This is a genomic window from Achromobacter xylosoxidans (assembly GCF_014490035.1).
In the GTDB taxonomy this organism is placed as follows: Bacteria; Pseudomonadota; Gammaproteobacteria; order Burkholderiales; family Burkholderiaceae_B; genus Achromobacter; species Achromobacter bronchisepticus_A.
The window spans coordinates 3,254,746-3,270,015 of the sequence record NZ_CP061008.1 but is presented as its reverse complement, the minus strand read 5'-3'; the positions used below and the strand labels follow the sequence as shown (position 1 = coordinate 3,270,015).

General features: G+C 66.6%; 16 protein-coding genes. 5 read left to right on the top strand and 11 right to left on the bottom strand.

Annotated features, from left to right (window positions below; genetic code table 11):
- The first annotated feature begins 103 nt into the window (after positions 1–103).
- Both ugpQ and IAG39_RS15330 read left to right on the top strand, forming a co-directional pair.
- Positions 104–853 carry a glycerophosphodiester phosphodiesterase gene (gene ugpQ / locus IAG39_RS15335; protein WP_118932047.1) on the top strand — a complete coding sequence of 250 codons (750 nt, stop codon included), beginning with the start codon at positions 104–106 and terminating at the stop codon, positions 851–853.
- Between the two features lie 12 nt (positions 854–865).
- The gene (locus IAG39_RS15330) at positions 866–1,756 is read left to right on the top strand and encodes a 23S rRNA (adenine(2030)-N(6))-methyltransferase RlmJ (RefSeq protein WP_059375695.1); all 891 of its coding nucleotides are present in this window, start codon (positions 866–868) and stop codon (positions 1,754–1,756) included.
- A gap of 73 nt (positions 1,757–1,829) precedes the next feature.
- Here IAG39_RS15330 and IAG39_RS15325 read toward each other — a convergent pair whose 3' ends face one another.
- The 3 genes from IAG39_RS15325 to IAG39_RS15315 form a co-directional block, all read right to left on the bottom strand.
- Positions 1,830–3,266, bottom strand: a complete 1,437-nt coding sequence (locus tag IAG39_RS15325; protein WP_118932048.1) for a dihydrolipoyl dehydrogenase — start codon at positions 3,264–3,266, stop codon at positions 1,830–1,832.
- A gap of 216 nt (positions 3,267–3,482) precedes the next feature.
- Positions 3,483–4,211, bottom strand: coding sequence for a glutathione peroxidase (locus IAG39_RS15320; RefSeq protein WP_054453993.1), 729 nt, complete (start codon positions 4,209–4,211; stop codon positions 3,483–3,485).
- A gap of 176 nt (positions 4,212–4,387) precedes the next feature.
- Positions 4,388–4,588, bottom strand: coding sequence for a heavy-metal-associated domain-containing protein (locus IAG39_RS15315; protein WP_059375690.1), 201 nt, complete (start codon positions 4,586–4,588; stop codon positions 4,388–4,390).
- 124 nt (positions 4,589–4,712) lie between these two features.
- Between IAG39_RS15315 and cueR the strand changes: the two genes are divergently transcribed.
- Positions 4,713–5,105, top strand: a complete 393-nt coding sequence (cueR, locus tag IAG39_RS15310) for a Cu(I)-responsive transcriptional regulator (protein ID WP_059375687.1) — start codon at positions 4,713–4,715, stop codon at positions 5,103–5,105.
- Between the two features lie 22 nt (positions 5,106–5,127).
- Here the strand turns inward: cueR and rlmD are convergent, their stop codons facing one another.
- From rlmD to surE, 7 genes are all read right to left on the bottom strand, one after another.
- Positions 5,128–6,615: a 23S rRNA (uracil(1939)-C(5))-methyltransferase RlmD gene (gene rlmD, locus IAG39_RS15305; protein ID WP_118932049.1), complete on the bottom strand. Its 1,488-nt coding sequence runs from the start codon at positions 6,613–6,615 to the stop codon at positions 5,128–5,130.
- Positions 6,616–6,800: 185 nt separating this feature from the next.
- Positions 6,801–7,553: a TorF family putative porin gene (locus IAG39_RS15300; protein ID WP_059375682.1), complete on the bottom strand. Its 753-nt coding sequence runs from the start codon at positions 7,551–7,553 to the stop codon at positions 6,801–6,803.
- Positions 7,554–7,911: 358 nt separating this feature from the next.
- Positions 7,912–8,517, bottom strand: a complete 606-nt coding sequence (locus tag IAG39_RS15295) for a hypothetical protein (protein ID WP_059380094.1) — start codon at positions 8,515–8,517, stop codon at positions 7,912–7,914.
- Positions 8,518–8,698: 181 nt separating this feature from the next.
- Complete coding sequence (locus IAG39_RS15290) at positions 8,699–9,478, bottom strand: 3'-5' exonuclease (RefSeq protein ID WP_118932050.1); 780 nt, start codon at positions 9,476–9,478, stop codon at positions 8,699–8,701.
- Positions 9,475–10,329: a peptidoglycan DD-metalloendopeptidase family protein gene (locus IAG39_RS15285; RefSeq protein ID WP_118932051.1), complete on the bottom strand. Its 855-nt coding sequence runs from the start codon at positions 10,327–10,329 to the stop codon at positions 9,475–9,477. The genes IAG39_RS15290 and IAG39_RS15285 overlap by 4 nt, the downstream gene beginning before the upstream one ends.
- Positions 10,330–10,346: 17 nt before the next feature.
- Positions 10,347–11,171 (bottom strand): protein-L-isoaspartate(D-aspartate) O-methyltransferase, encoded by an 825-nt coding sequence (locus IAG39_RS15280; RefSeq protein WP_059380091.1) that lies wholly within the window; start codon positions 11,169–11,171, stop codon positions 10,347–10,349.
- Positions 11,156–11,914 carry a 5'/3'-nucleotidase SurE gene (gene surE, locus IAG39_RS15275; RefSeq protein WP_059380090.1) on the bottom strand — a complete coding sequence of 253 codons (759 nt, stop codon included), beginning with the start codon at positions 11,912–11,914 and terminating at the stop codon, positions 11,156–11,158. Before surE ends, IAG39_RS15280 begins: the two co-directional genes overlap by 16 nt.
- Positions 11,915–12,104: 190 nt before the next feature.
- Here surE and plsY point away from each other — a divergent pair, with 190 nt between their 5' ends.
- A complete protein-coding gene (gene plsY / locus IAG39_RS15270) occupies positions 12,105–12,746 on the top strand; it encodes a glycerol-3-phosphate 1-O-acyltransferase PlsY (protein ID WP_059380089.1) in 642 nt (213 codons plus the stop codon).
- Positions 12,747–12,797: 51 nt separating this feature from the next.
- Here plsY and tsaD read toward each other — a convergent pair whose 3' ends face one another.
- Positions 12,798–13,829, bottom strand: coding sequence for a tRNA (adenosine(37)-N6)-threonylcarbamoyltransferase complex transferase subunit TsaD (gene tsaD, locus IAG39_RS15265; protein ID WP_118932052.1), 1,032 nt, complete (start codon positions 13,827–13,829; stop codon positions 12,798–12,800).
- Positions 13,830–13,939: 110 nt separating this feature from the next.
- On the opposite strand from tsaD, the gene IAG39_RS15260 reads away from it, so the two are divergent.
- Positions 13,940–15,232, top strand: coding sequence for an NCS2 family permease (locus IAG39_RS15260; protein ID WP_059380087.1), 1,293 nt, complete (start codon positions 13,940–13,942; stop codon positions 15,230–15,232).
- The last annotated feature ends 38 nt before the right edge of the window (positions 15,233–15,270 follow it).

Sequence of the window (15,270 nt, the reverse complement as noted above, 5' to 3'; positions counted from 1 at the left end):
TGGACCCGCCGCGGCGTTCTCGCGCGCCGCGGCATGGCCGAAACCGGCGTGCAGAAGGAGTATCCTTGCAACCCTGACCAAAAGAACCCGAAGCAACACCCAAATGAGCGCAAAACTCCCCTCCTGGCCCTACTCCCGTTACATCGCGCACCGCGGCGGCGGCCGTCTGGCCCCGGAGAACACCCTGGCCGCCATGCGCGTGGGCGCCGAGCACGGCTTCACGATGTTCGAATACGACGTCAAGCTAAGCAGCGACAACGTGCTGGTGCTGATGCACGACGACGACGTCGACCGCACCTCCAACGGCCGGGGCCCCGCTGCCGCCAAGACCTACGCCGAGCTTGCCCAGCTGGATTTCGGCAGCTGGCATTCAGCCGCCTACGCTGGCGAGCCGCTGCCCACCTTCGCCGCCGTCGCCCGCTACACGGTGGCCAACGGCATCGCCAGCAATGTCGAGATCAAGCCCTGCCCGGGCCGCGAAGCCGAGACCGGCCGCGCCGTGACGCTGGCTGCGCGCCAGCTGTGGCAAGGCGCGGCCGAACCGCCGCTCCTGTCCTCGTTCGCGGAAGAAGCGCTGCAGGCCGCCCTGGAGACCGCGCCCGAATTGCCGCGCGCGCTGCTGGTGGAGAAGGTGCCCGCCGACTGGCGCGAACGCCTGGCCAAGTACGAGTGCGTGGCCCTGAACATCAATCAGAAGGACGCCACCCCTGAGCTGATCGATGCCGTGCATGCCGCCGGCTACCGTATCGCCGCCTGGACCGTCAACGACCCGGAGCGCGCCCGCCTGCTGCTCGACTGGGGCATCGACGGCATTTTCACCGACGAGCTGGCCGCGATCCGGCCCGCCGCCTGAGGCAGAACGCCCGTGTTCAGTTACCGCCACGCCTTTCACGCCGGCAACCACGCCGACGTGCTCAAGCACGCCATCCTGATCCACACCCTGGATTACTTCAATAAAAAGGACGCGCCCTACTGGGTCATCGATACCCACGCCGGCGCCGGGCTCTACAGCCTGGATAGCGATTGGGCCGCCAAGACCTCCGAGTTCGCCGACGGCATCGGCCGCCTCTGGGAAGCCGAAGACCTGCCTCCCATCCTGGCCGAGTACGTCGCCCGGATCCGCGGCTACAACACCAACGGCCGCCTCAGGCGCTATCCCGGCTCGCCCTGGCTGGCGCTGGACGCAATGCGTCCGTCCGACCGCCTGCGCCTGTTCGAGATGCACCCGACCGAGATCGACACGCTGGTCGGCAACCTGGAACACCAGGGGCGCGCCGCGCAGCGCCAGACCACGATCTACGGCGACGACGGTTTCGAAGGCGTCAAGGCGCTGCTGCCGCCGCCCACGCGCCGCGGCATGGTGCTGATCGATCCTTCGTACGAAGACAAGAACGACTACCGCCGCACGTTCGTCACCATCAAGGAATGCATCAAGCGCTTCGCCACCGGCACCTATGCCGTCTGGTACCCGCTGGTGCAACGCCGTGAAGCTGGCGAAATGGCCCGCCACCTGGAAAACCTCAAGGTCAAGAGCTGGCTGCATGCGACGCTGACCGTCAAGAAGGCGACCATCGACGGCTACGGCCTGCATGGCAGCGGCATGTTCCTGATCAATCCGCCCTGGACGCTGCACGACGCATTGAAGCAGGCCATGCCGTATCTGGCCCGCACGCTGGGGCAGGACGAGCGGGCTGGATTCACGCTGCAGTTCCGCGAGAATCCGTTCCCGGTGCCGAAGAAGCAGTCGGACGACTGATCCGGCGCACAAGCAAAAAGGCCACGACGTTTCGTGGCCTTTTTGTTGGGGTCGCGCAGGATGCCTCGGGCGTTCAGGCCGTCTCGCTCTGCGGCTCTTCGCGCTGCAGCGCTTCCTGCGCTCGGGCCAGCTTGGCCGCCGCATCGCGCAGCGCGGTGCGCAGGCCTTCCTCGATCACGGGATGATAGAACGGCATTTCCAGCATGCGCGCCACGGTCAGCTCCTGCTGCACGGCCCAGGCCAGCAGGTGGCCGATGTGCTCGGCGCTGGGACCGACCATTTCGGCGCCCAGGAAGCGGCCCGTTTCGATGTCGGCATAGACGTGCAGCATGCCGCGGTTCTTCAGCATGACGCGCGAGCGGCCCTGGTCGCTGAAGTCCACTTCGCCGATCACGAAGGTGCCCGGCACCAGCCGTGCGTGGCCCTGCCCGGCCATGGCGATCTGCGGGTCCGAGAACACCACCGCCAGCGGCGCGCGGCGCAGGCCCTTGCGCACTTCGGGGTAGCGGGCCGCGTTTTCGCCGGCGATGCGGCCTTCGTCGGCGGCTTCGTGCAGCAGCGGCGCGTCGGCGTTGGCGTCGCCCGCGATGAAGACGGGCGCATTGCCCGCCTGCATGGTTTCGCGGTCGAATACCGGCACGCCATGCTTATCCAGTTGCAGCGAGGTGTTTTCCAGGCCCAGTCCGTCGACGTTGGCGCGGCGGCCGGTAGCCACCAGCGCGTAGTCGAAGCGTTCGGTGCGTTCGGTATTGTCCAGCGCCACGTAGCGCACTTCCACTTCGTCGCCGACCCGGGTCGTTTCCAGCACGCGGGCGTCCGGATCCAGATAGAACTCGCGCTGGAAGATCTTGCGCGCCGTATTGCGCACCTGCGGATCGCTGATGCCGGCCAGGCTGCCGCTGACGCCGAACACGCGCACCTCCACGCCCAGGCGCGCCAGCGCCTGGCCCAGCTCCAGGCCAATCACGCCGGGACCGAACACGGCGACGCGGCCTGGCAGATCATCCCAGGCGAACACGTCGTCGTTCAGCACCAGCCGGTCGCCCAGCGCACGGAACGGCGGCGGCACCGAGGGCCGCGACCCGGTGGCGATCACCACGCGGGATGCATGCACCTCGGTATGCTCGTCCACCTGCAGCACCGTGTCCGACACGAAGCGCGCATAGCCGCGCAGCTTGTCTTCGGCGGGAATGCTCTCCACGCCTTCCAGCACAAAGCCGACAAAGCGGTCGCGCTCGCGCTTGACGCGGTCCATCACTTCGGCGCCATCGACCGTGATCTCGCCGCCCACGTGCACGCCGAACGGCTCGGTGTGAGCCGCGTTGTGGGCCGCTTCGGCGGCGGCGATCAGCAGCTTGGACGGCATGCAGCCGACGCGGGCGCAGGTCGTGCCGTACGGGCCGCCTTCGATCAGCAGCGCGCGCAGCCCCGCGGCGCGGGCGGCGCGGTAGGCGGCCAGGCCGGCCGTGCCGGCGCCGATGACGGCAATATCGGTATGCAGAGTTTTCATGACTGGGTATCCCCCGATGTGGCGTGGAGCAGGAATTCAAAGGCTGGTTCCGCCTTTTTTCGCACCCTCTGGACGTGGGCAGTCCCGCAGCGCCCGAGGGGCCGCGCGCAAAGGTGCGTAAAAAGGGAAACTTGTGACGGGAGCAGCAGGCGGCGGACCGCCTCTGCGCCCTGCCCGGCCCCAGGGCAGACCCGGGGCCGGTGGCGTTGCAGACGCTTAGGCGAAGTGCGCCTTCAGGTCTTCCAGGCCGCCGATCAGCGCGCCGTTGATGAACACCTGCGGGGCGGTGCCCTTGCCCGAGACGGCGCCGATCACGCGGCCACGGACCTTGTTTTCCAGCGGGATCTCGATCGGGGCGTAACCCTTGGCATCCAGCAGCGCCTTGGCTTCCACGCAGAACGGGCAGCCCGGCTTGGAGAACACGACCACCTGGTCGGGCTTCTTGGCCGACGGGGCGAAGTGCGCCAGCATGGTGTCGGCGTCCGACACTTCAAACGGGTCGCCTTCCTTTTCCGGCTCGATGAACATCTTCTGGACCACGCCGTCCTTGACCAGCATGGAGTAGCGCCAGCTGCGCTTGCCGAAGCCCAGGTCGCTCTTGTCGACCAGCATGCCCATGCCTTCGGTGAACTCGCCGTTGCCGTCGGGCAGCAGCGTGATGTTGGCCGATTCCTGATCCTTGGCCCATTCGTTCATGACGAAGGTGTCGTTGACCGACACGCAGACGATGCTGTCCACGCCGGCGGCGAAGAAGGCGGGAGCCAGCTCGTTGTAGCGCGGCAGGTGGGTCGACGAGCAGGTCGGCGTGAAGGCGCCGGGCAGGGAAAAGACCACGACGGTCTTGTTCTTGAACAGGTCGTCGGACGTGACCTTCTTCCAGGTGTTGTCCTCACGGACCGGGAACGTTACGTTCGGAACACGTTGGCCTTCGCGGTTTTGCAGCATTCAAATCTCTCCTTGGGGTAGCGGGGTTGTTTGATTAACCACCATGGAAAGAATGATAAATCCCTGCTATCAATTATTCAAATTTAATAAATTCAATGAATCAATAGATTTTGGCAATGAACAAATAGCTAGCGCGAGGTCGAACCTATCATAGCCCGGCCTCGCGCCTGGAGGCATTACACCGGCAGCGGCTGGTAGCCGGCGTCGCGGATCGCGTCCTCGATCTTGCCGGCGTCATCGGCCCCGGTCACGGTCACGCGGTGGGTGGGCAAATCGATTGTGACAGTCGCGCCCGGCGCCGCCTGGTTCACCGCCGCCGTGATGGTCTTGGCGCAATGGCCGCAGGTCATGTCAGCCACTTGGAACTCGATGCTCATAGCTATCTCCATAGGATTCAAGGGTGATGGACTGCGTTTCGTCCACCATGGAAAACAGCTTAAACCTTCCTATGATGGCAAGGTCAAGCGTAGAATCGCACTCAGGCCACACAGGAGCAGAGCAATGAATATCGGAGAGGCATCCAAGAGTTCGGGCATTTCCGCCAAGATGATCCGTTACTACGAAAGCATCGGCCTGATCAGCCCTGCCGGACGCACGGATTCCGGCTACCGCGTGTACAGCGAACACGATCTGCATACGCTGCACTTCGTGCGCCGCGCGCGCGACCTGGGTTTCTCGGTGGAACAGATGAACGAGCTGCTGGCGCTGTGGAAGGACCGCAGCCGCGCCAGCGCCGACGTCAAGCGCATCGCGCTGGAACACGTGCAGGAACTGGAGCGCAAGGCCGAGGCGCTGCGCGACATGGCGGCGACCCTGAAGCATCTGGCCGAGCACTGCCAGGGCAATGATCGGCCGGACTGCCCGATACTGGAAGGCCTGGGCTGCAAGCACTGAAGCGGCCCAGGCCTCGCGGCCATCAGTCCTGGGCTTCGGCCGCGACCTTGGCGTGATAGGCGTCGGTGGCCGCCTGCTCGGCGGCCGCCTTCTCGGCGGCGGCCGCGGCCTTGGCCTCTTCCGCGGCGGCCGCTTCCGCCGCCGCCTGGATGGCGCGCTGGCGGGCCCGTTCCCGCACGACCTGGATGCCCTCGGCGTCCAGCGATTCGAACACCGCGATGGACTCCACATGGCCCGTGTGCGGGAACATGTTGATCACGCCCGCGCTCTTCAACACGTAGCCGCCTTCATGCACCATGATGGCCGCGTCGCGCGCCAGCGTGGCCGGGTTACAGGACACGTAGACGATGCGCACGGGGCGTTCGTGCGCCTCCAGCTGCGACAGGGCCTGCGCCACGGCATGCGCGCCTTCGCGCGGCGGATCGATCAGCATGCGGTCGAAATAGCCCAGGCCGCGCAGCCATTCCACGTCCACCTCGAACAGGTTCAGGGTGGCGAAGCTGGTGCGATCGCCCAGGCCATGGCGCGATGCCGCGTCGAAAGCGCGGTCGGTCAGCGCCTTGCTGCCTTCCACGCCCACGGCTTCCCTGCCCTGCGTCGCCAGCGGCAGCGTGAAGTTGCCCAGCCCGCAGAACAGATCCGCCACGCGGTCGGTCGGCTGCACTTCAAGCAGCTTCAGGGCGCGCGACACCATGGCGCGGTTGATGGCGTGGTTGACCTGAGTGAAATCGGTGGGCCGGTACGGCATGCGCAGGCCGAATTCCGGCATGGTGTAGGCCAGCGTGTCGCCGTGCTCGCGCTCCAGCGGGTGCACGGTTTCCGGACCCTTGGACTGCAGCCACCATTGCACGTTGTGCTTGGCGGCGAAGGCGCGCAGGATGGCGATGTCGCCGTCGGTCAACGGCAGCAAATGGCGCAGGACCAGCGCGGTGACGCCCTCGCCCAGCGACACTTCGATCTGCGGCATGCGGTCCGGCGCGGACATGGAACCGATCATTTCGCGCAGGGGGATCAGCAGGTCGCTCACGTGGCGCGGCAGCACATGGCATTCGCGCATGTCGGCCACGTAGCTGCTCTTGCGCTCATGGAAGCCGACCAGCACGCCGCCCTTCTTGGGCACCACGCGCACCGACAGGCGGGCGCGGTAACGGTAGCCCCAGGTCGGGCCTTGCAGCGGCGCCAGGATGCGCGCCGGACGCAATTTGCCGACGTGCCAGAAAGTATCTTCCAGCGAACGCTGCTTGATCGCCACCTGCGTGCTGGGCTCCAGATGCTGCATGGCGCAGCCGCCACAGACGCCGAAATGCGGGCAGCGCGGCGTCACCCGCTGCGACGAGGGCCGCAGCACCTCGTCCACGCGCGCGATCTCGTAGGACGGCTTGCGGCGCAGCGTAACCGTGGTGACCCGTTCGCCCGGCAAGGCGCCTTCCACGAAGACGACTTTCCCGTCGCGGCGGGCGATACCCCTGGCTTCCAGGTCCAGGGATTCAATACTCAAAACGTCAGACATCTCACGCAGTCCAGAAGAATTACACGCAACCCGCTATTGTAAAAGGACTGCGGCCATTCCTGGAAATGGCCATGCGGGGCCGGAACGGCCTTCCGATGAAAAAAGGGCTTGCCGCGGACGGCGGACGCCGCCAATCCTTGGCAAGCCCGAAAGCCGGCGCCGCCAGGCGCCGCCACGGATATCGGTCAGAAGGAACGCGCCACCGAGAAAACCGCGCCCAGGCGGCCCGAGGGATGGCCGTACTTGGTGGGCAGCCAGTTGTCCTTGGTCGCGCCCACCGCGGCCAGGCCCAGGATCCAGCCCTTCAGGTCCTTGGTCACGCCGAGCTTGTAGTCGACGTAATGGCCGATGGAGTCGCCGTCCATATTGGTCTGGTTCTTGAGCTTCTGGTAGCCCAGGTGGCCGACCAGACCCCAACCGTCGCCCAGATCGAAATTGGCCGTGCCGTCCAGATACCAGGTGCCCTTGCTGTCCGGCGTGCTGAAGAAGTCGCTGGGCGTGTAGGAGTACTTGAGGCTGTAGTTGCCGTAGGATGCGCCCAGATAGAGGTCGGTATTGTTGTAGTTTCCGCCCTTCGGCGAGCTGGAACCGGGGTAGTAGTAATGCAGCACGCCCGCGTCCAGCGTGAAGCCGCCGCCCACGTCGCCCTTCCAGCCGCCATAGAAATCCATTTCCAGGTTGCCGTCGGTGAAGACGAAATCGGACACGTTCGAGTTCCAGTTGCCCAGATAGAAGCCGGAACTGTGGGTCAGGTCAAAGCCCAGCTGCACGGCAGGCCGGAAGTCGGTCTGCGAGTAGCCGCGGAAACGGTAGTCGCTGACGATGGCGGCGTTGCCGCTGAGCGAGAATCCGCCGCCCAGATCGGTGGGTTCGGCCTGCGCTGTCGCGGCGAAACAAGCGGCGAGCGCAAAGGGCACGGCTAGCAACGTCTTCTTCATGGTGCGGAGTCCTGATCGGTTTTGTCGAATGGGCGGATGGCCGAGGCGCATCCCAAGGACCGGCGGTGCAGCGTTTGAAACCGGTTCCTACTCCACAAAGCAATGTCCGTGCCAGGTCTGGCGCAGGCCGATACGGCGGCGCATGCGTCGCTGGCGGCACCCGCCCCGCACCAGAACAGTGCGGACGCGAGCGCCGGCGCACGCCCCTATGCGTCAAAACGGGGAACCCGCTCCGGATCGGCTCGCATGGCGGGCCGCCGCTAGCCACCATCCGGGACGCCAAATGAAAAAACCCCGGCACGCGGTCGCGTGTCCGGGGTTGCTGGCGTGGGCCGGCCAGGACGGCCGGCCACACGGCTTAGTTGGCGGCAGGCTTGGCCGGCGCGGCGGCGGCAGGCGCTTCAGCCTTGCCCTTGCCGTGGCGTCCTTCCATGCGGGCATGGCGCTCCTGCATGCGATCCTGGCGTTCCTTGACGAACTTGGTCACCTGGCCTCGCTGGGTGTCATTCAGGCTGTCCCAGACCGCAAGCCATTGGTCGCGCACCTGCTTGGCCTGGGGACCGAAGGCATCACGCGATTTTTCGGACTGCTCGACCAGCGCGCGGGGATCCAGCTTGCCGCTGTCCAGTTGCGCCTTCAGCAGGTCATGGCGCTTGTCGCCAGAGGCGCGCATGGCTTCGTGCAGGCTGCGTTGGCCGTCCTGCGCGGTCTTGAACAAGGCCTGCTGCTTGTCGTCCAGCTTCAGCTCGGCGACCTGGGCCTTGGTCACGGGACCCAGGCCGGGAATGAAGAGGCCGTCGCGCATGCCTTTGTGGAAGCCGCCGCGCTGGCCATCGTGCATGGCGGCGGGACCGCCGTCAGCGGGAGGAGGAGGCGCAGCCATGACGGAGCCGGCCACCAGGCCGCCCGTCGCGGCGACAAATGCAAGAGCGGCCAAATTGGAGCGGATAGCGAATCGGGACATGTAGGTCTCCTGAAAGTGAAGAAAGCGAGGCCATTGTGCGATTGGCCCGGTTTCATCCAGGTTTCGCTGGCGCAAGCAATGTTTCAGTCGATTGCGCAGGCGCCAGACGCAAGAACGGGGCCGCACGGGCCCCGTTCGATCCTGTCCGCCGGGAGGACGGATCCTCCGGCCAAGACACCGCTCAGTTGGCGTCCCAGGCCGCCATGTATTCCTTCCAGTGCGGCGCATCGCTGGCGCTGAGGGTGTCCCGCACCAAGGCGATTTCCGTTTCGTACGAAGTGCGGTCGAGCTCGCCGCGCAGGAAGCGGAAACGGCAATACACCAGCCAGGTGTTGACCACGTCGGTTTCGCAATAGGCCCGCACCTCGTCGGCGCGGCCCTGGCTCCAGGCTTCCCACACCTTGCTGCCGTCCATGCCCAGCTTGCCCGGAAAACCGCAGAGCTTGGCGAGTTCGTCCAGCGGCGCGTTGGCGCGGCCGTTGTACTTGGCCAGCAGGTCCATCAGGTCCAGGTGCCGGGAGTGATAGCGCGAGATGTAGTTGTTGAACTTGAAGTCGCGGTCTTCCTCGCCCATGTCCCAGTAACGCGGCGCGGGTACGCCCTGGATCAGGCTGCGGTAATGCAGCACCGGCAGGTCGAAGCCGGAACCGTTCCAGCTCACAAGCTTGGGCGTGTAGCGCTCGATGGTCTTGAAGAAACCCGCCAGCAAGGCTGCCTCGGGATCGTCGGGCTGGCCCAGGGTCTTGACGCGAAAGCCCTGGTCGTCGCGGAACACGCAGCCCACCACCGCCACCTTGTGCAGATGCAGCGGCAGGAAATCATGGCCCACGGCCTCGCGGCGCGCGGTCAGGGCGCGTTCGACCACTTCCTGGTCGGGAACGTCAGCCCCCCAGCCGTTGAGCTTGCGCAGCCCCTCGGCGTCGGGGATGGTTTCCAGGTCGAAGACGAGAGTCGGCGTCATCGCGCGGGCAGATACTGCATGGGATCCACCGGCTGGCCTTGGCGGCGGATTTCGAAGTGCAGGCGCGGCGAGGTGGTATCGCTTTGGCCGAGTTCGGCGATCTTGGCGCCGCGCTTGACGTTCTGGCCCGTCTTCACCAGCACCGCGCGGTTGTGCGCGTAGGCGGTGATGAAACCGTTCTGGTGCTCGACGATGATCAGGTTGCCCAGGCCGCGCACACCGTTGCCGCTGTACTTGACCAGGCCGTCCGCGGCGGCGGTGACCGGATCGCCCAGCGCGCCGGCGATGTCGATGCCCTTGCTGCTGTTGTTGAAGCCCTGCACGATCTGGCCGCTGGCAGGCCAGGCCCAATTGATGACGGCCGCGTCGGCCGCGCGCGTGGCGGGCTTGGTTTCGACCGGCGCCGTGGGTGGCGGCGTGGTGGTTTCAGTGGTGGGCGGCGGCAGGGTTTCCGGCTGGTCCAGCGGACGCGGCTGCGGCTTGGTGCCCGCTACCGGCGCGGTCTGGGCACCGCCGCTGGCGCTGCCGGACATCTTCAGGACCTGGCCGACCGAGATCTGGTTGGGATCGCTGAGGTTGTTCCAACGCTTGACGTTCTCGACATCCACATTGTTGGCGCGGGCGATCTTGTAGAGCGTGTCGCCCGGTTTCACCACATAGGTGCCGCCGGTCTGGGTGGCCGGCGCGGGTTGCCCGCCGGTCATGTCGACCACCGGAGCGCGAGTACCTTTGGAAGCGCAGCCAGCCAGGATGGACAGGCTGAGAGCCCCCGCGATGAAGAGCGGGCGGCGCAGGCGCGTCATGGACGCGCCCAGGGTGATATCGGTCAGTTGCAACTGCCCGTTGAGCATACGTTTCTCCTGTTTGCTCAAGATTGTATTCCGGCCCGTAGCGGCACAAAGCGCACGGCCTCTAATTCAGTGCGTTTCCAGCTGGCCGCGCCTGTGCGTTCGATAAGAACCAGGCGCTGGTTGGCGCCCCCTTCCGGAGCGATCAGGCGGCCTCCCGGCGCGAGCTGCGAGAGCAGCGCCTGCGGGATGGCAAGGCCAGCGGCAGCCACAACGATAGCATCGAACGGCGCCACGCCGGGCAGACCCAGCATGCCGTCGCCGTAGATCAAGCGGATCCTGGTGGTGAGCCGCAAGGCGCGCAGATGTTCGCGCGCAAGTTCATACAGTCCGCGGATGCGTTCGATGGAGTGAACCTCGCGCACGAACTGCGCGAGTACCGCCGCCTGGTAGCCGCAACCCGCGCCGACTTCCAGCACGCGGGTGGGCGTGCGGTCGTCGCAGGCGGCGGCGATCATGCGCGCCACCACCCAGGGCTGGGAGATGGTTTGCGAATGGCCGATGGGCAGCGCGGCGTCTTCGTAAGCGCGGCTGGCCAGCGCCTCGTCGACGAACAGATGACGCGGCACCGCGCCCATGGCGTTGAGCACGCGTTCGTCGGTGATGCCCTGCGCGCGCAGGCGCTCGACCATGGCCTGGCGCAAGCGGTCCGAGTTCAGGCCCAGATTGCTGCCCGATGCGGGCGTGGGCGCCTGGGTCTGGCGTTGCAGCGTGGCTGCAGAAATGCGGGTGTTGCTGTTGGCGGGCGTGACGCCGGGACTGAGCCGGCCCGAGTCGTAGCGCACCGGACCGGTGCGCCCGGGCACGGGCTGGGTCACGTCCGGCTGGCTTACGCGTTTACGCATAGCGGCTCCGCCCAGGTCCGGATCTCGTCGAGCTGGCTGTGCTGGGTCAGGTCCAGGCGCAGCGGCGTGACCGACACCGTGCCCTGCTCGACGGCATGAAAGTCCGTACCCGGCGTGGCGTCGGCAGCCAGGCCCACGGGTCCGATCCAATAGACGGTATCGCCATATGGCGTGGTGGTGCGCACCACCGGCTGCGAAGGATGGCGCTTGCCCAGGCGCGTGACCGCGAAGCCGTGCATGTCTTCGAAGCGGCGGCTGGGGATATTGACGTTCAGCAGCACCGGCGCGGCCAGCGGCTGGGCCAGGTGGCGCTCGACCACCAGGCGCGCGGCGCGCGCGGCGGAATCGATGTGCGCCCAGCCCTTCTCGGCCAGCGAGAACGCGATGGCCGGGATGCCGAACAGATAGCCTTCGCTGGCGGCCGCCACGGTGCCCGAATACAGGGTGTCGTCGCCCATGTTGGCGCCGTTGTTGATGCCGGAGACGACCAGGTCGGGCCGGGTATCCATCAGGCCGGTGAGCGCCACGTGCACGCAGTCGGACGGGGTGCCGTTGACGGCGATGAAGCCGTTGGAGGCGGTGCGCACCGACAGAGGCCGGTTCAGCGTCAGCGAGTTGGACGCGCCGCTATGGTTGGTCTCGGGCGCGACAACGGTGAGATCGCCCAGGCCTTGCAGCGCGTCAACCAGCGCCTCGAGCCCAGGGGCCGAATAACCATCATCGTTCGAAACCAGAATTCGCATTGTGCATCCGAAAGAAAATAAAACGCGGGTGAACGCGTCGGATTGTACCGTCCGCGGCCGGCATCCGTGCGATCGGCTGGCAGACGGGGGCCGCCGCCCCGCTCGATAACCCGTAGCCGGACCCGGCCCCGGGCGCGGTAGAATCCGCAGCCATTACGGCAACAACACAACAACAACGGACCCTCTCTCCATGGCGATAAACGACCCCTCCCTGGTCTTCAGCGCTGCGCTCATCCTGCTGGCCTACCTGATCGGCTCCGTGCCGTTCGCGGTGGTCGTCAGCAAGCTCATGGGCCTGCAAGACCCCCGCAGCTACGGCTCCAAGAACCCGGGCGCCACCAACGTGCTGCGCACCGGGAACAAGACCGCCGCCGCGCTGACGCTGCTGGGCGACGCCGCCAAGGGATGGTTCGCAATCTGGCTGGCCGAAAAGCTGGCTCCCGGGATCTCCCCCGTCGCGCTGGCGCTGGTGGCGCTGGCCGCCTTCCTGGGCCATCTGTACCCGATATTCCTGCGCTTCAAGGGCGGCAAGGGCGTGGCCACCGCGCTGGGCGTGCTGGTGGCGATCCAGCCCTGGCTGGCGGTCGCCACGGCGGCCACCTGGCTCATCGTCGCGGTATTCTTCCGCTATTCGTCCCTGGCTTCGCTGGTGGCGGCCTTCTTCGCCCCTGTCTACTACGTGTTCGGCTCCGGCCTGGCCTGGTATGCGCAGCCGTCCATGGGCGTGGCGCTGGCGGCCATCGGCGTGCTGTTGTTCTACCGCCACCGCGCCAATATCACGCGCCTGGTCCAGGGCACGGAAAGCCGCATCGGCGGCGGCAAGAAGAAATAAGCGCGAAACGAATGCGCTTCGGGGCGGCCGGCAAGGCCGCCCTTTTCATTTTCAGGCGATGTCGGCCAGGTCCCAGCGCGGCTTCACAGTGAAGCTGTGCGCGTCCGGATCCAGGGTCGCCAGGCCCGCCTTGACCCGCTCGGCGGCCGCAAAGGCGATCATGGCGCCGTTGTCGGTGCACAGTTCCAGGGGCGGGAAATAGGCGCGCGCCTTGAGCGGCTTGAGCGCCGCGTCCAGCTTGGCGCGCAGCAGCTGGTTGGCGCCCACGCCCCCGGCCACCACCAGGCGCTTCAGGCCGGTCTGCTTCAGCGCCTTGATGGCCTTGGCCGCCAGCACTTCCACGATCGCGGCCTGCGTGGCCGCGGCCAGGTCGGCGCGGGTCTGTTCGTCCAGACCGCCCGCGGCCTCGGCGGCCTTGACGCGGGTCAGCACCGCCGTCTTCAGGCCACTGAAACTGAAATCCAGGTCGCCGCTGTGCAGCATCGGGCGCGGCAGATCGAAACGCGCGGCATCGCCGCTGGCAGCCAGCCGGGACAGCGCCGGCCCGCCCGGATAGCCCAGGCCCATCAGCTTGGCGGACTTGTCGAAGGCCTCGCCCGCGGCGTCGTCCAGCGTTTCGCCCAGCAATTCATAGCGCCCCACCCCGTCCACGCGCATCAGCTGCGTGTGTCCGCCGGACACCAGCAAGGCCACGAAGGGAAATTCCGGTCGCGGATCCGCCAGCATCGGCGACAGCAGATGGCCTTCCAGGTGATGGATGCCGATGGCGGGCAGATGGCGCGACCAGGCGAATGACTGCGCGACGCTGGCGCCCACCAGCAAGGCGCCGGCCAGGCCGGGGCCGGCCGTATAGGCCACGGCGCCGACATCCGACATTTGCAGGCCCGCGTCTTCGAGGACCTGGCGGGTCAGCGGCACGACGCGGCGGATATGGTCGCGCGAGGCGAGTTCCGGCACCACGCCCCCGTATTCCTGGTGCATGGCGATCTGGGTATGCAGCGCGTGCGCGAGCAGGCCCCGTTCCGTACAGACGGCTGCGACGCCGGTTTCGTCGCAGGAGCTTTCAAAGCCGAGAATAATCATGGCGGCAGAGTTTACAACTGATGCGAAAATACGCCCTTTCATGAAAAACCGGCGGGCAACACGGCCCGCCCACAACAACCCGCAATCCTGCAAACACATTGGGGACTCGAATGCTCGAGAAGCTATTCAAGCTGCGTGAACACGGCACGACAGCGCGTACGGAACTGGTCGCCGGCCTGACGACCTTCCTGACGATGTCGTACATCATCTTCGTCAATCCGGACATCCTGTCGTCGACGGGCATGGACCGCGATGCCGTGTTCGTCGCCACCTGCCTGGCCGCCGCGCTGGGCTCGCTGGTGATGGCGCTGATCGCCAACTGGCCGATCGGCATGGCGCCGGGCATGGGCCTGAACGCCTTCTTCGCATTCACCGTGGTCAAGACCATGGGCTACACCTGGGAGCAGGCGCTGGGCGCCGTGTTCATCTCGGGCGTGATCTTCCTGTTCCTGACGTTCTCGGGCATCCGGGTCTGGCTGGTCAAGGGCATTCCGCATTCGCTGCGCAGCGCCATCGCCGCCGGCATCGGGCTGTTCCTTGCCATTATCGCGCTATCCAGCGCCAACATCGTGGTCGCGCATCCCGCCACCAAGGTCACGCTGGGCGACCTGACCCAGCCGGGCCCGCTGTTCGCCATCCTGGGCTTTTTCATCATCGCCGCGCTGGATGCGCTGCGCGTGCGCGGCGCGATCCTGATCGGCATCCTGGTGGTCACGGTGCTGTCGATGGCGCTGGGCTACAACGAATTCAAGGGCATCTTCGCCGCCCCGCCCAGCCTGGCGCCCACGCTGATGAAGCTGGACATCCTGGGCGCGCTGCACAGCGGCTTCGTGCACGTGATCCTGGTGTTCGTGCTGGTCGAAGTGTTCGACGCCACCGGCACGCTGGTGGGCGTGGCCAAGCGCGCGGGCCTGATGCCCGAGAACCGCCCCAACCGCCTGGGCCGCGCGCTCTTTGCCGACAGCAGCGCCATCGTGGCCGGTTCGATGCTGGGCACCAGCAGCACCACCGCCTACGTGGAAAGCGCCTCGGGCGTGCAGGCCGGCGGCCGTACCGGCATGACCGCCCTGGTCGTCGCGGTGCTGTTCCTGGCTGCGCTGTTCATTTCGCCGCTGGCCGGCGCCGTGCCGGCCTACGCCACCGCGCCCGCCCTGCTCTACGTGGCCGGCCTGATGATGCGCGAACTGATCGACATCGACTGGAACGACGTCTGCGAAGCCACGCCGGCAGCGCTGACCGCGCTGGTCATGCCGTTCACGTACTCGATCGCCAACGGCATCGCCTTCGGCTTCATCAGCTACGTGGTGCTGAAGACGGCCACCGGCAAGATCCGCGACGTGCATCCCGCGACCTGGCTGGTCGCCGCGCTGTTCGTGATCCGCTACGCCTTCTTCCCAGGCTAGGCCAGGCCGCCAAAGCCGCCCTACAGAGCTGGCCAATC

Coding starts and splice junctions, on each gene's coding strand:
- ugpQ (WP_118932047.1), top strand. CDS start 104: ATGAGCGCAAAACTCCCCTCCTGGCCCTACTCCCGTTACATCGCGCAC.
- IAG39_RS15325 (WP_118932048.1), bottom strand. CDS start 3,266: ATGAAAACTCTGCATACCGATATTGCCGTCATCGGCGCCGGCACGGCC.
- IAG39_RS15320 (WP_054453993.1), bottom strand. CDS start 4,211: ATGCTGCAAAACCGCGAAGGCCAACGTGTTCCGAACGTAACGTTCCCG.
- IAG39_RS15315 (WP_059375690.1), bottom strand. CDS start 4,588: ATGAGCATCGAGTTCCAAGTGGCTGACATGACCTGCGGCCATTGCGCC.
- cueR (WP_059375687.1), top strand. CDS start 4,713: ATGAATATCGGAGAGGCATCCAAGAGTTCGGGCATTTCCGCCAAGATG.
- rlmD (WP_118932049.1), bottom strand. CDS start 6,615: ATGTCTGACGTTTTGAGTATTGAATCCCTGGACCTGGAAGCCAGGGGT.
- IAG39_RS15300 (WP_059375682.1), bottom strand. CDS start 7,553: ATGAAGAAGACGTTGCTAGCCGTGCCCTTTGCGCTCGCCGCTTGTTTC.
- IAG39_RS15295 (WP_059380094.1), bottom strand. CDS start 8,517: ATGTCCCGATTCGCTATCCGCTCCAATTTGGCCGCTCTTGCATTTGTC.
- IAG39_RS15290 (WP_118932050.1), bottom strand. CDS start 9,478: ATGACGCCGACTCTCGTCTTCGACCTGGAAACCATCCCCGACGCCGAG.
- IAG39_RS15285 (WP_118932051.1), bottom strand. CDS start 10,329: ATGCTCAACGGGCAGTTGCAACTGACCGATATCACCCTGGGCGCGTCC.
- IAG39_RS15280 (WP_059380091.1), bottom strand. CDS start 11,171: ATGCGTAAACGCGTAAGCCAGCCGGACGTGACCCAGCCCGTGCCCGGG.
- surE (WP_059380090.1), bottom strand. CDS start 11,914: ATGCGAATTCTGGTTTCGAACGATGATGGTTATTCGGCCCCTGGGCTC.
- plsY (WP_059380089.1), top strand. CDS start 12,105: ATGGCGATAAACGACCCCTCCCTGGTCTTCAGCGCTGCGCTCATCCTG.
- tsaD (WP_118932052.1), bottom strand. CDS start 13,829: ATGATTATTCTCGGCTTTGAAAGCTCCTGCGACGAAACCGGCGTCGCA.
- IAG39_RS15260 (WP_059380087.1), top strand. CDS start 13,940: ATGCTCGAGAAGCTATTCAAGCTGCGTGAACACGGCACGACAGCGCGT.